Consider the following 13,543-nt stretch of genomic DNA (forward strand, 5'->3'; position numbering starts at 1 on the left):
AGTGTGGTCATCGTCAGTGTGGATTGAACAATGACGGGTATTGCGGAGTTCCGGTCGTCGTTGTGGTTATGCACAGGGTTCGCAGCACAGAAAGAAGAAAGGGTCGGTTGGCGTCCCGGAACAAGGAGCTCGGATGAAAACCCGGATGAAATCCCGCAGGGGACTGGTCGGTACGGCGTTGCTGGGTTTGCTGCTTTACTGCGCGGCGTCTTTCGCCGCGTCGGCGGCGACGGATGATCCGCTTGAAGATCCGCGGCTGCACTCGGCGGGTTTTCTCCGCGGCCATCCCGATCTGCGGTTCCGCCTGAACGGCCTCGACAGCCAGGACGCGGGGCGGGCAACGGAGGCGTTTGGCTTCTTCCAGCGGGCGGCACGCTATGGCGATAAGCCGTCACAAGCCGTGATTGCCGAGATGCTCTGGGATGGCCGCGGCGTCGCGCGGAACCGGGCGCTTGCCTACGCATGGATGGATCTGGCTGCAGAGCGCGGATATACCGGCTTTCTGGCGTTGCGCGAGCGCTATTGGGCAGCGATGAACCAGGCGGAGCGGGCGGAGGCGTTGCGTACCGGCGATGAGGTTTTCGCCCAGTACGGTGACGCGGTGGCCAAACCCCGTCTGGCCGGAGCGATGCGGCGCGCCCGCAATTCGATGACTGGGAGTCGCACTGGAATGAAGCTGGACATGAAGATCTATGCCGGCGCGTCCGAAGGAAGTGCACAGTTCGACAACAGGCTTTTCTACGATGACCGGTTCTGGGACCCGGACCAGTATCAGGCGCTGATGGATCGCGCATGGAAAACCCGACGAATCGGTTCGGCACGACGCGATGAGGTCAGGGCGTTGCCGGATTCGCTGCCGCGTTCGCGTATCCAGGGTGGCGGTTTTCCCGAATAGAAGCAGGGCTGCCGGTGCGACCAGACGGCGGTCGTTTGCACTGCCCAGGAATGACGCCGTCAGGACGCGACGGGTCCTTTGGTGGAATGAAAAGCAAAAGGCCCGGTTCCCCGGGCCTTTCTCACATCCAGGTGTCTGCAACCGTCTGTTATTCGATCGGCTGGTCCAGCATCAGCTGGCGGGCGAAGCGCACCGGCGGCGCGCCGTAGGACAGGATCTGGTCGTGGTAAGCCTTCAGGTTGAAGTTGGCGCCCTGTTTTTCCTGCACGGCCTTGCGGGTGTCGAAGTGTTCCTGGGCACCGACGAAGTAGGTCGGCAGCTGCGCCGAGGACAGCTGCGCGCGCACCCATTTGCCGGCCGCTTCGCTTTCCTGCTGGAAAGCGTCGTGGGTCATCAGGTGCATGGCCTGGTCGCGGCTCCAGTTGTCCACGTGCACGCCCTGGTCGAGCAGGGCATTGGCAATGGTGCGCAGGTAGAACTTGAGCTGGACCAGATGGAACAGCGGGTCGTTATCCAGATACCCCTGTTCCTGCATCATGCGTTCGGTATAGACCGCCCAGCCTTCGGCGAACAGGCCCGAGCGCAGCACCGCGCGCAGGGTGGAGGGGAACTTGCCGGAGTGCCAGCCTTCCAGGTAATGGCCCGGCGTGCCTTCGTGGATCGAGAGCAGGTGGATCATGCGGCTGTTGTATTCGCGCAGGAACGAATCGACCTGCTTGTCGTTCCAGTCGTCCGGGATCGGCGAGACGGCGTAGAAGGTCTTGAGGTTCTTGTCCAGCGGGCCGGGCGAATCGCAATAGGCCACGGCCACGCCGCGCTGGAATTCGGGCATCAGGATGATGTCCACCGGCGCGTCGGGCAGGGTCATCAGGTCGTGTTCGCGCACGAAGGCGGTGGAGTGGTCCAGCGCGGCCTTGGCGTCTTCGACCACCTTGTCGCGGGCCGGCTTGTCGGCATAGGCCAGTTCCAGCGCCGCTTCGATCGCGGTCTGCTGCTGGTCGTCACTGGGGTTGGCCGGCATGGCCGGGGCGCCGGGCTTGTCCTTCAACACCACCTGGGCGATGCCGTACATGTCCCCACGCACGCGCTTGAGTTCGGCGCGGGCGCGCTCGCCGATTTCGGCACGCGACAGCGAGGAGTTCAGCGCGAACTTCAGTTTCTGGTCGTACTTTTCCGCGCCGATGCGGAAATCGCCCTGGGCGTTGGGCACCAGGGTCTTGTCCAGCCACTGCTGCTGTTCGGCCACGGCGGCCTTCAGGCCTTCAATCGCGGTCTTCAGGCGCGCCTGGCCGGCAGCGTCGAGCTGGTCGATGTTCGGGGTGATGAAGGTGTCGACCAGGCTGAGGATGCCCTGGTTCTGCTTGGCCACGGTTTCGGCGTGGATCTTCGGCACGCGGGCCGGGTCGAGATTGGCGCGGGCGCTGGCGAACAGCTGCGGGATCTTCTCGATGCGCGCGGTGGCCGACTTCAGCCGCTCGGGCAGCGGCGCGAACTCGCGGGCCATCAGGCTGTAGATGGCACTGCCGGCGAGGTCGTTGTAGGTCATCGGGTTCCACTGCCACGCCTGCAGGGTGGTTTCATTCCAGATATCGGATTGCAGCTGGTTGCGCAGGATCGCCGCGTCCACCTGGTTTTCGCGGCCAAGCTGGGTCACGTCGATCTTTTCCAGCTCCGCCAGCAGCGCCTTGCTGGCTTCCACACCCCTCTGCTGGCCGGCGGCGCTGAGGTCGTCCAGTTCGCTGTCATAGCGGTGGTCGCCGATCTGGGTGGCGCTGACCGGGGACAGCTGCATCCAGGTATCCAGCGCCTTCTGCGACAGCTCGGCAAAGCGGGCATCGGCCTGGCTGTGGGCGGCAGTTGCGGCGGTGGGAGCGGTGGCGGAGGGGGCCTCGCTGCCCTGACAGCCGGCGAGGGCGGCAATCATGGCGGCGGCAAGCAGGTGCTGGCGCATCGGTCATCCTGTGGGTCGATTGAGTCGGCCAGCATACGGGGGCGGCGGCAGCCGGCGCCCATGCCGTTGGTTGGGCCCGGGCGGCGTTTCGCCGGGCCACCGTATTCGGGCCAGCCGCTGCACGTGCGGCAGTGGCGGGTGGCTGTCGGCGACCTTTGCGGGGAACCGGCCGACATGGCTGCTGCCGTTGATGGTGGCTGATGGCGGCTGGTGGCGGCTGGTGGCGGCGCGCGGTGGGCAATCCGCCCGTTGGGGTGTCGCCTGCTTTTCCGTGCGGCCAATCTCGCCCGGTGCCGGCCTGGCGCAGCGGCTTTCAGCCTTCGTCGTGCTCGTATTCGATGAAAAGATCGCGGTCGCGCGCCAGCAGTTCCACCGCCTGGCGCACCTTTTCCGAGGTGGAGGCGTTGCCGACCTCCACTTCCAGTTCGTGCATGCCGGGGCCGATGTCGTCCGACAGCCCGGCCGAACTGGAATCGTCATCGTCCATGTGCGGCATCAGATCGCCGGTTTCCTCCACGTGCTCGATCCCTTCCAGTCCGTGCAGCAGGTCGCTGACGGCCAGGGCGTCGTCGGCGCTGCCGGTGATGCGGATACGCAGAATGGGCATGAAGGCTCTCCGGAAGGGGGAGTTGCAGCCTAGGGGCGACGCGGGCAAGGCAGGGTGAAGCGCGTGGGTTCGCAAGCGCGATGGAGCGTGTCGGCGGTTTTTGCGGCGAGGCCTGCGCCCACAGCATCGATCTTGGACAGCCCGCCGTTGCGCGCGGGCGGTGGCGTCCGGTCCCCCGCCCGCGCGGCCTGCGTCACGTCAGCGGGTGCTGGCGGAAATGCTGCGGGTCGGCACTGGCACGTTGCACAGGTCGATATGGCCGGCCGGGCGCTTGTAGAAATCGTCGCGGCGGTTGCGGCGCGCTTCGGTGGCCTCGGCGAAGGTCTTCGAATCGGTCTTCAGCACTTCCAGCGCGCTGCGTTCGGCGGCCGGGACATCGCTGGCCAGGCGGATGGCGGTGATCGGGGCGCGTTGCGCGGAATCTGCAAAAAAGCCCATCGGCTCGGGACCACGCGGGGTGGCGCTGAGCAGTTCCATGCCTTTGATCACGCGGCCCACCAGGGTGATGTTGCGGTCGAGTTGGCGCGGCGATTGCCCGGTGACCACGTACAGCTCGGCGCCGAGGCTGCTGTCGGCCTCCATGTTGCGGCCGGCACCGAGCGCGCCATAGCAGTGCGCCAGCCAGCTGGTGCCGGTGGTGGTGTCGCGGCCCACGGCAAAACCATCGACGAACCCGGTCTGGTCGGCCCAGCCGTCGCGGTCGGGCAGGGCGGTGAAATGCAGTCCTTTTGACGGACGCTCGAATTCGGCCGGCAGGTGGGGGCTGGCCGTGCCCAGCGGGCGCGCCTTGGCCACATCGTCGGCATCGGGATCACCGAACTGCACCACGAAATTGTCCTGCGAGCGGTAGATGCTCAGCCCGTCCCAGAAATGCTCATGGGCCAGCGTGCGGATGTTGGCGACATGTGCCGGGGCGAAGGCGGGGGCCAGTTCGATGACGACGCGACCGCCGGGCAACTCCATATACAGGGTGTTGGCCGGATCCAGCGGGCGCCAGTCGCTGGCGGGCGAGGCATCCAGGATTTGCTGGGCGCTGCGGTATTTCTCCGCGGCGCCGGCGCCAAAGCACAGCGAGGACAACGTCAGGCCAAGGGCGAGCAGGCAACGGCGGCTGGTCATCAAGCGGGTATCCCGGGGTCCGTAGGTGTCCCGATTCTGCGGGATCGGGTGGGGCCGCGGCCAGAGGCCGTTCGGCATGGGCGAAGCGTGGCCAGCCCTGTCTGGGGCACCCGTGACTAACAGCACATTCGCTATAGCGAACTGAGTACTAGTGTGTGCTTCATCGTAGTGCTGAAGGGCTGGGTGATGAGCGAGATCGAAGCCCATCTGAAGAAATTCCAGAAGGAGCTCAGCACCGGCACCGTGTCGCTGGCGCTGATGGCGGTGCTGGCCAAGGCCGGCGAGCCGATGTACGGCTACCTGATCGCCAAGGAACTGGAGCGGGTGGGCGAAGGGGTGCTCAGTGGCAAGCAGAGCGCGCTGTACCCGGTGCTGCGCAACCTGGAAGCGGCCGGTCTGCTGGAAAGCCACGTCGAGCCGTCGGTGGCCGGGCCACCGCGGCGCTATTACCGCATCAATGAAAACGGGCGTGACGCGTTGCGACAGTGGGTCGCTGCGTGGCGCGCTACCCGAAACTCCGTCGATTCCGTACTGGAAGGGATGATCGAATGAACCGCGAGACCGAAACCGGCCGGCCGCTGCCGACCACGATTGCCGAATATCTGGCCCAGTTGCGCGCTGCACTGGAGGGCGCCGACCCGGCGATGATCCAGGACGCGTTGTACGACGCCGAGGAATACCTGCGCTCGGAACTGGCCGAGCAGGCCGGCAAGAGCGAGGCCGAGGTGATTGCCGGGGTGGCCGGCAGCTACGGTGCCCCGCAGGAAGTGGCGGAGATCTACCGGGAAACCGAGATCACCGTGAACCGGGCACTGCGTGCACCGGGCCCGGTGCTGCGGCCGGCACCGTTCTCCGCAGCAGCAGCGGACGTGCCGGGTGCGCCGCCGGCGCCAGCTCCGGCGCGGCCGCGCTCGGTGTGGGCGCGCTTTTTCGGGGTGGTGCAGGACCCGCACGCCTATGGCGCGCTGTTCTACATGCTGCTGTCGTTGGCCACCGGCATCTTCTTTTTCACCTGGGTGGTGACGGGGCTGAGCCTGTCGCTGGGCCTGTTGATCCTGATCGTCGGCATCCCGGTGCTGCTGCTGTTCCTGGGTTCGGTGCGGGTGCTGTCGCTGGTGGAAGGGCGCCTGGTCGAGACCATGCTGGGCGAACGCATGCCACGCCGGCCCACCTATACCGACCGGAGCCAGAGCGGGTTGGCGCGGATCGGGGCGATGTTCACCGATGCCCGCACCTGGTCGACGATGCTGTATTTCCTGTTGATGCTGCCGCTGGGAATTGTCTACTTCACCGTGGCGATCACGCTGTTGTCGCTGTCGCTGGGACTGGTGTTCTCGCCGCTGGGGCATCTGTTCAATGGCGGGATGTTCGGCATCTGGGTCAGTGGCCACAATGTCTTCAACAGCGCGCCGTGGCTGTGGCCGGTGTCTGTCGCGGCCGGTATGCTGCTGCTGTTCGTGACCCTGCATCTGGCCCGCGGCATCGGCAATCTGCACGGGATGATGGCCAAGCATCTGCTGGTGCGGGTCTGACCCGATCTGTTTCCGGGCGGGCGGCGGCCAGCCCGGCACCACCACAAAGGGCGGAACGCATGCGTTCCGCCCTTTGGGTTGGATCAGAGGCGTTTGCTCAGCTGGCTTTGCGTCGGCGCAGCGGGGTCACGTTGCTGGCGGCCTTCCTGCGTGACTTGGCCGCGGCCGGCGCCTGCGCGTGGGTGGCGATGAAATCGCGGATTTCCGGGTACACCACTTCGCGCCAGCGACGGCCACTGAAGATGCCGTAATGGCCGGCGCCCTCGATGGTGAGGTGGCTGCGCCGGGAAGCCGGAATGCCGGTGCACAACGATTGCGCCGCTTCGGTCTGGCCGAGGCCGGCAATGTCGTCCAGCTCGCCTTCGATGCTCAGCAGCGCGGTATCGCCGATCGCCGCGGGATCGACGCGTTCGCCGCGCACATACCACTCGCCGCGCGGCAGCAGGAATTCCTGGAACACCACGCGGATGGTGTCCAGATAGAACCTGGCCGGCATGTCCAGCACCGCGTTGTACTCGTCGTAGAAACGGCGGTGGGCGTCAGCGTCGTTCATGTCGCCCTTGACCAGATCGGTATAGAAATCCCAGTGCGACATCAGGTGCCGGCTGGGATTCATCGACACGAACCCGGCGTGCTGCAGGAAGCCGGGATACACGCGCCGACCCTGGCCCGGATAAGGCGCAGGAACGGTATGGATGACGTTGTTCTCGAACCACGACAGCGGATTGCGCGTGGCCAGGTTGTTCACGGCGGTGGGGCTGCAACGCGCATCGATCGGCCCGCCCATCATCACCAGCGAGCGCGGCGTGGGCTCGCCACGGCTGGCCATCAGCGAGACCGCACCGAGCACCGGCACCGTCGGCTGGCACACGCTGACCACATGCAGATTCCCGGCGCCCAGGTGGCGGATGAATTCCTGCACGTACTCCACGTAATCGTCCAGGCCGAACTCGCCTGCGCAGGTGGGCACCATGCGCGCATCGATCCAGTCGGTGACATAGACGCGATGGTCGCGCAGCAGCGTGCGCACGGTGTCGCGCAGCAACGTGGCGTGGTGGCCCGACAGCGGCGCCACCACCAGCACGGCCGGCTGCTTGAGCATGGCCTGCAGCGATTCGGCCTCGTTGCTGTGGCGCTTGAAGCGCAGCAACTTGCAGAACGGCTTTTCCAGCTCGGTCAACTGCGCGATCGGGACGATGTCGCCCTCGACCTCGATCTCGTGGATATCCCACGCCGGTTTTTCGTAATCCTTGCCAAGACGATGGAACAGCTCGTTGACTGCGGCCAGCCGCTCGGCGCCCGGCATCGACGACCACCAGTGGCCGGAGTTGGCGAAAAAAGTGGCATTGGCCTGTGCCTGATGCACCCAGGGCGCGAGCAGGTTGCGGGTCAACTCATGCAGTTGATAGAGCATGGCGTCCGGATATGTACAGTCTTATGTTGCCGTGCAGCATATCGTAAACCCCAGCCGCGTGCACCACGCTGCTCAGCGCGACTGTTCCAGGGCGGCGGCCTCCCCGGTGAGGGCCGGGCCAAGCCAGCAGTGCGAGCCGACAGCGCTGAATCCGGCGCGGGTGAACTGCGTGCGATACCAGCGGGCCGGCCGCGACTGGAAACCTTCATGGTCGCCGTGGAACTCATCCTCGGCAGCGAAGGTTTCTAGGAATGCGACCCCGGTGCACAACTCGGCCAGTCCTTCCACGCCCGGGCGCAGTTCGCGGCTGGGCACGTAGTGCAGCACGTCCGAACACACCAGCAGGTCCACCGGGGCGCAGGGACGCAGCCAGGCGAAATCGCCGAACCGGGCCGGGTGCAGGTTGCGGGTGCGGCCGTAGCGACGCACCGCGTAATCACTGCTGTCAAAGCCGATGTACTGCAGCTTCGGCCGCAATTTCAGCAACGGCGCGCGCCAAGCCCCTTCGCCGCAGCCGACATCGAGCACACTGCGGATCGGCCGCTCCAGGTAGTACTCGGCGGTGGCGACCGCCAGTTGCACCTTGCGCGCCAGCCGTGCGGCACCGCCGATATCGTCGCGTCGGTACCAGCGTTGGAAGTAGGCGGCGTCGTACTGTTTGTCCTGCATGTGCGTGTCGTGTGCGGATCGGTGAAAATGGCGCTCATCCTACGCCGCCGCTGGAGTTGCTGCATGCCATACCTTTGGGTCAAAACCTTCCACCTTGTCTTCGTGGTGGCATGGATGGCGGCGGTGTTCTATCTGCCGCGGATCCTGGTCAACATCGCCGAGGCGGCGGGGCAGCCGCTGGTGGTTGAACGGCTGCAGCTGATGGGCAAGCGCCTGTACCGCTTCGGCCACGTGATGTTCGGCATCGCTTTCGTGCTGGGGCTGGTGCTGTGGCTGGGCTATCGGGTGATTCCGGATTTCCCGACGATGGCACCGCCCGGCGCCGCCGGCTGGCTGCATGCCAAGCTGGGGCTGGTGCTGCTGCTGCTGGTGTATTTCATTTTCACCGGTCGCTGGTTGAAGGGCACGATCCAGGGCCGCGCGTTGCGTTCCTCGGGCGCACTGCGCTGGTTCAACGAGCTGCCGCTGGTGCTGTTCATCGCCATCGTCTGGCTGGTGCTGGCCAAACCGTTCTGAGACGGCGCCACGATTGAGCGGCAACCAAAAGGCCGGCAATGCCGGCCTTTTCGTATCTGCCAGAAAGGCATCTTCGCGCCTTGCGGCGCTGCAGGGGTTTTTGCAGTGCGGTTTCAGGCGGTCTCGTAGGCGCCGTAGCTGCGCAGGCGCGTGTAGCGCTTGGCCAGCAGTTCCTCGGTGGACAGCTTTTCCAGCTCGTCCAGCTCATTGAGCAGCACGGCTTTGAGACGCTTGGCCATCTGCACCGGGTTGCGGTGCGCGCCGCCGGTGGGCTCGCGGACGATCTTGTCGACCAGTCCCAGGCTCTTCAGGCGCGGGGCGGTCAGGGCCAGCTGCTCGGCGGCGTCCTTGGCCTTGCCGGCGTCCTTCCACAGGATCGAGGCGCAGCCTTCCGGGCTGATGGTCGAGTACACGCTGTATTGCAGCATCACGGTGCGGTCGCCCACGCCCAGCGCCAGCGCCCCGCCGGAGCCGCCTTCGCCGATCACGGTGCAGATCACCGGCACTTTCAGTTCGGCCATCTCGATCAGGTTGCGGGCAATGGCCTCGGACTGGCCGCGCTCTTCGGCATCGATACCCGGCCATGCGCCGGCGGTGTCGATCAGGGTCAGCACCGGCAGCTTGAAGCGTTCGGCCATCTTCATCAGGCGCAACGCCTTGCGGTAGCCCTCGGGCTTGGGCATGCCGAAGTTGCGCTTGATCTTCTCCTTGGTGTCGCGGCCCTTCTGGTGGCCGATCAGCATCACCGCCCGGCCGCCGATGCGGGCCAGGCCGCCGACAATGGCCTTGTCGTCGGAGAACGCGCGGTCACCGTGCAGCTCCTGGAATTCATCGCAGAAGGTGCGGATGTAATCCAGCGGATACGGACGCGAGGGATGCCGGGCCAGCTGCAGCACCTGCCATGAAGTCAGGTTGCGGAAGATCTGCGCCGTGCGCACCCGCAGCTTTTCACGCAGTGCCCGCACCTCGGCATCGACATTGACCGCCGGGCCGGCGCTGGCGCTGCGCAGCTCCTGGATCTTGATTTCCAGATCAGCGATGGGTTGCTCGAAATCGAGGTAATTCGGATTCATCGGAAACCGTCGTGAAGAAAAGGGGGAAAGTGTAGCCGAACGCGTCAGGCGAGCCCGTACGCGTCCGTCCGGTGATCAGGTGGCCCAGGGCGGGCTGTACTTGACCTTGAGCGTGCGTACGGCCGGGTCGGCGCGCAGGGTTTCCACCAGCGGCGTGCTGACGCGCACCGCCATCGCGCCGCTGACATCGAGCATGCCGGCGACCGGGCCCTGCGGTGAGGCCAGCACCAGATCCAGCCGCAGCGGCGTGCGTCCGGGCCGGTGGCGGCCCAGCAGTTCGTTGATGCGCGGCCATGCGTTGCCGTCCCGGGCATCGATACGCATCGACAGGCGAACCGCGTGGTCGGCGCACAGCTGCTCGTAATCCCAGCACTGGCGGATGCGCAGCGCATAGCCACCGTTGAATTCGTCTTCGCGCAGGCCGCCCTTGACCACCAGGATGCGGTCCCTGGTCATCAGGTGGCCGAACTCGGCCAGACCGTCGGTGAAGGCGCTGCACTCCACGCGGCCCTTGCCGTCTTCCAGCTGCATGAAGACCTGGCTTTCGCCCTTGCGGCGCACGCCGACGACCAGGCCGGCCAGGATCACCGGGGTTTCCTGCCGCCATGCGCGCTTTTCGCCGTCCTTGCCCGGACGCGCAGGGGGGATCAGCTTTTCGAGCATGCCCAGATCGGTGCCGACCAGCTCCTTGACATCATCGGCATAGGGGTCGAACGGGTGGCCGCTGAGGTAGAAGCCGAGCGTTTCACGCTCGCCCTCCAGCAACTGGCCCAGCGCCCATTCATTGCTTTCCGGCAGGTCCAGCTGCAGTGCGGTGGTGGCCGGGTCCGGCGCGCCAAACAGCGAGTTCTGCCCCGACGCTTTTTCGCGCGCCATCTGCTCGGTGGCCTTGAGCACCTCGGGCAGCTGCAGCATCAGCGAGGCGCGGTTCTTGCCCAGGCCATCGAGCGCGCCACAGTTGATCATCGCCTCAAGCGTGCGCCGGTTGAGCTTGCCCGAGCCGGCACGCATGCAGAAATCGAGCAGCGAGGTATAGCGGCCGCCGCGCTGGCGCTCTTCCACCACCGCTTCGCAGGCCCCCTGGCCGACGCCCTTGATCGCGCCCAGCCCGTACACGATGGTGTCGGCGCTGGCCGCTTCGAACATGTAGGCCGATTCGTTGACGCGCGGCGGCAACACGGTCAGGCCGAGGTTGCGCACCTCGGCCAGGAAGCCGACCACCTTGTCGGTGTTGTCCATGTCCGAGGACAGCGTCGCGGCCATGAACTCGGCCGGGTAATGGCGCTTGAGCCAGGCGGTCTGGTAGCTGACCAGCGCGTAGGCGGCGGCGTGCGACTTGTTGAAACCGTAGCCGGCGAACTTCTCCATCAGGTCGAAGATCGCGTCGGCCTTGGCCTCGCCCACGCCGTCCTTGGCCGCACCTTCGCGGAAGATCTCGCGGTGCTTGGCCATTTCCGCCGGCACCTTCTTGCCCATCGCGCGGCGCAGCAGGTCGGCGCCGCCCAGCGAGTAGCCGCCGACGATCTGCGCCATCTGCATCACCTGCTCCTGGTACACCATGATGCCGTAGGTGTCTTTCAGGATCGCTTCGGTACGCGGATCGGGATAGATGATTTCCTGCTGACCGTGCTTGCGCGCGTTGAAGTCCGGAATCAGGTCCATCGGGCCGGGCCGGTACAGCGACACCAGCGCGATCAGGTCTTCGAAGCGGTCAGGGCGCGCGTCTTTCAGCAGGCGACGCATGCCCGAGGATTCGAACTGGAACACCGCGCCGGTGTTGCCGTTGGCGAAGATGTCCTTGTAGGTCGGGACGTCGTCGAGCGGCAGCGCGGTGATGTCCACCGGCGGGATGCCGGCGCGCTCATGGCGCTTGTTGATCGCCTTGACCGCCCAGTCGATGATCGTCAGCGTGCGCAGGCCGAGGAAGTCGAACTTCACCAGGCCGATTTCTTCGACGTCGTTCTTGTCGAACTGGGTGACCGGGTTGCGGCCGCGGCCGCCTTCGTCGTGTTCGGCGAACAGCGGGCAGAATTCGGCCAGCGGTTCGGGCGCGATCACCACGCCACCGGCGTGCTTGCCGGCGTTGCGGGTCAGGTCTTCGAGCTGGCGCGCCAGGTCGATCAGGTCGCGCACATCGTCTTCGGACTGGTAGCGCTGGATCAGCTCCGGCGAGGCCATTTCCGGATCCTTGCCTTCGCCCATCGCGTCCTTGAGCGAGATGCCCAGGATGTTGGGGATCAGCTTGGAGACGCCGTCGACCAGACCATACGGGAAGCCGAGCACGCGCCCGCAGTCGCGCACCACCGCCTTGGCGGCCATGGTGCCGTAGGTGATGATCTGGCTGACGCGCTCGCGGCCGTACTTGCGCGCGACGTAGTCGATGACTTCATCGCGGCGGTCCATGCAGAAGTCGATGTCGAAGTCGGGCATCGACACGCGCTCGGGATTGAGGAAGCGCTCGAACAGCAGGTTGTAGGGGATCGGATCCAGATCGGTGATCTGCAGCGCCCAGGCCACCAGCGAGCCGGCACCGGAGCCACGCCCCGGTCCGATCGGGATGCCCTGGTTCTTTCCCCACTGGATGAAGTCGGCCACGATCAGGAAGTAGCCGGGAAACCCCATCTTGATGATGGTGGCCAGCTCGAATTCCAGCCGCTCGAAATAGTCTTCGCGGGTCTTGCCTTCGGCCAGCGGATTCTTCTCCAGCCGCGCCTCCAGGCCCTTGCGCGACTCGCTGCAGATCCAGCTGTCCAGCGTCTCGTTGTCCGGCACCGGATAGTCGGGCAGGAAGTAGGTGCCCAGCCGCATCTCGATGTTGCAGCGCTGCGCCAGCGCCAGCGTGTTGTCGATCGCGTCGGGGATGTCGGCGAACAGCGCACACATCTCCTCGGCCGATTTCAGGTACTGCTGGTCGCTGTAGTCGCGCGGGCGCTTGGGATCGTCCAGCACGCGGCCGGAGGAAATGCACACGCGCGCTTCGTGCGCGGCGAAATCATCCGGCGACAGGAAACGCACGTCGTTGCTGGCAATCACCGGCAGCCCGCGCTGGCCGGCGGCCTGCAGGGCGAACTGGTTGAAGGCTTCCTCGCCGTCGCGGCCGGTGCGGGTCAGTTCCAGATGCAGGCCATCGCCGAACACCCGCTGCCAGTCGGCGAGCTGCTGCTCGGCCAGGTCGTGGCGGCCGTCGGCGGCCAGACGCCCGGCCAGGCTGTCGCGCCCGGCCAGCGCAAACAGGTTGTGGCAGCCGGCCTTGAGCCAGTCCGGATGCACGGCCACGCCCCCCTCGGGGCGATGGCCTTCCATCCACGCCCGGGTCAGCAGCCGCGAGAGGCTCAGGTAGCCATCGTGATCGCGGCACAACAGGGTCATCCGCCAAGGCGTCATGCCCTCTTCGGCGATCATCACGTCGGCACCGGCGATGGGCTTGATGCCCACCGTCTCGGCGGCCTTGTAGAACTTGACCAGCGCGAACAGGTTGTTGAGATCGGTGACCGCCAGCGCCGGCAGCTTCAGCTCGACCGCGCGGCTGAGCAGGTTGGCCTGCTTGGCTTTCTTCGGGTCGGCCTGCTCCGGCTTCGCCGGGACACGGATAGTCGAATCCGCCAGCGAAAACTCGGTGTGGACGTGGAGATGGACGAAACGGGAAGTGGACATGCTGGACCAGAATGATGCCCGGTCAGGGTAGCGGTGGCGCACGGCGTGAACAAGGCTTGACAGCGCGCCCGCCCCGCCGCGGTGGCGGCGCGCGTGCTCGCGGATCGCCGCAG

11 protein-coding genes are annotated in these 13,543 nt (G+C 66.0%); 4 read left to right on the forward strand and 7 right to left on the reverse strand.

What is annotated here, in order from left to right:
• Positions 1–133: 133 nt before the first annotated feature.
• Complete coding sequence (locus QZH66_RS03120; RefSeq protein WP_305804487.1) at positions 134–895, forward strand: hypothetical protein; 762 nt, start codon at positions 134–136, stop codon at positions 893–895.
• Positions 896–1,043: 148 nt separating this feature from the next.
• Here the strand turns inward: QZH66_RS03120 and QZH66_RS03125 are convergent, their stop codons facing one another.
• The 3 genes from QZH66_RS03125 to QZH66_RS03135 form a co-directional block, all read right to left on the reverse strand.
• Positions 1,044–2,846, reverse strand: a complete 1,803-nt coding sequence (locus QZH66_RS03125) for a DUF885 domain-containing protein (protein ID WP_305804488.1) — start codon at positions 2,844–2,846, stop codon at positions 1,044–1,046.
• A 313-nt stretch (positions 2,847–3,159) separates the two neighbouring features.
• Entirely contained in the window at positions 3,160–3,453 is a 294-nt protein-coding gene (locus QZH66_RS03130; RefSeq protein ID WP_305804489.1) for a hypothetical protein, read from the reverse strand.
• A 198-nt stretch (positions 3,454–3,651) separates the two neighbouring features.
• Positions 3,652–4,572: a peptidylprolyl isomerase gene (locus QZH66_RS03135; protein ID WP_305804490.1), complete on the reverse strand. Its 921-nt coding sequence runs from the start codon at positions 4,570–4,572 to the stop codon at positions 3,652–3,654.
• A 186-nt stretch (positions 4,573–4,758) separates the two neighbouring features.
• Between QZH66_RS03135 and QZH66_RS03140 the strand changes: the two genes are divergently transcribed.
• Both QZH66_RS03140 and QZH66_RS03145 read left to right on the forward strand, forming a co-directional pair.
• A complete protein-coding gene (locus tag QZH66_RS03140) occupies positions 4,759–5,124 on the forward strand; it encodes a PadR family transcriptional regulator (protein ID WP_305804506.1) in 366 nt (121 codons plus the stop codon).
• Positions 5,121–6,104, forward strand: a complete 984-nt coding sequence (locus QZH66_RS03145) for a sensor domain-containing protein (protein WP_305804491.1) — start codon at positions 5,121–5,123, stop codon at positions 6,102–6,104. The genes QZH66_RS03140 and QZH66_RS03145 overlap by 4 nt, the downstream gene beginning before the upstream one ends.
• A 97-nt stretch (positions 6,105–6,201) precedes the next feature.
• Here QZH66_RS03145 and phaZ read toward each other — a convergent pair whose 3' ends face one another.
• Entirely contained in the window at positions 6,202–7,518 is a 1,317-nt protein-coding gene (gene phaZ / locus QZH66_RS03150) for a polyhydroxyalkanoate depolymerase (RefSeq protein ID WP_305804492.1), read from the reverse strand.
• A 72-nt stretch (positions 7,519–7,590) separates the two neighbouring features.
• Positions 7,591–8,187, reverse strand: coding sequence for a class I SAM-dependent methyltransferase (locus QZH66_RS03155; RefSeq protein ID WP_305804493.1), 597 nt, complete (start codon positions 8,185–8,187; stop codon positions 7,591–7,593).
• Positions 8,188–8,250: 63 nt separating this feature from the next.
• On the opposite strand from QZH66_RS03155, the gene QZH66_RS03160 reads away from it, so the two are divergent.
• Entirely contained in the window at positions 8,251–8,703 is a 453-nt protein-coding gene (locus QZH66_RS03160) for a CopD family protein (protein ID WP_305804494.1), read from the forward strand.
• A gap of 113 nt (positions 8,704–8,816) precedes the next feature.
• On the opposite strand, the gene QZH66_RS03165 is transcribed toward QZH66_RS03160, so the two are convergent.
• Together QZH66_RS03165 and dnaE are read right to left on the reverse strand one after the other, a co-directional pair.
• The gene (locus QZH66_RS03165; RefSeq protein ID WP_305804495.1) at positions 8,817–9,776 is read right to left on the reverse strand and encodes an acetyl-CoA carboxylase carboxyltransferase subunit alpha; all 960 of its coding nucleotides are present in this window, start codon (positions 9,774–9,776) and stop codon (positions 8,817–8,819) included.
• Between the two features lie 75 nt (positions 9,777–9,851).
• The gene (dnaE, locus tag QZH66_RS03170) at positions 9,852–13,430 is read right to left on the reverse strand and encodes a DNA polymerase III subunit alpha (protein WP_305804496.1); all 3,579 of its coding nucleotides are present in this window, start codon (positions 13,428–13,430) and stop codon (positions 9,852–9,854) included.
• Positions 13,431–13,543: the final 113 nt, after the last annotated feature.

The organism is Stenotrophomonas sp. YIM B06876, assembly GCF_030711595.1.
Taxonomy (GTDB): domain Bacteria; phylum Pseudomonadota; class Gammaproteobacteria; order Xanthomonadales; family Xanthomonadaceae; genus Stenotrophomonas.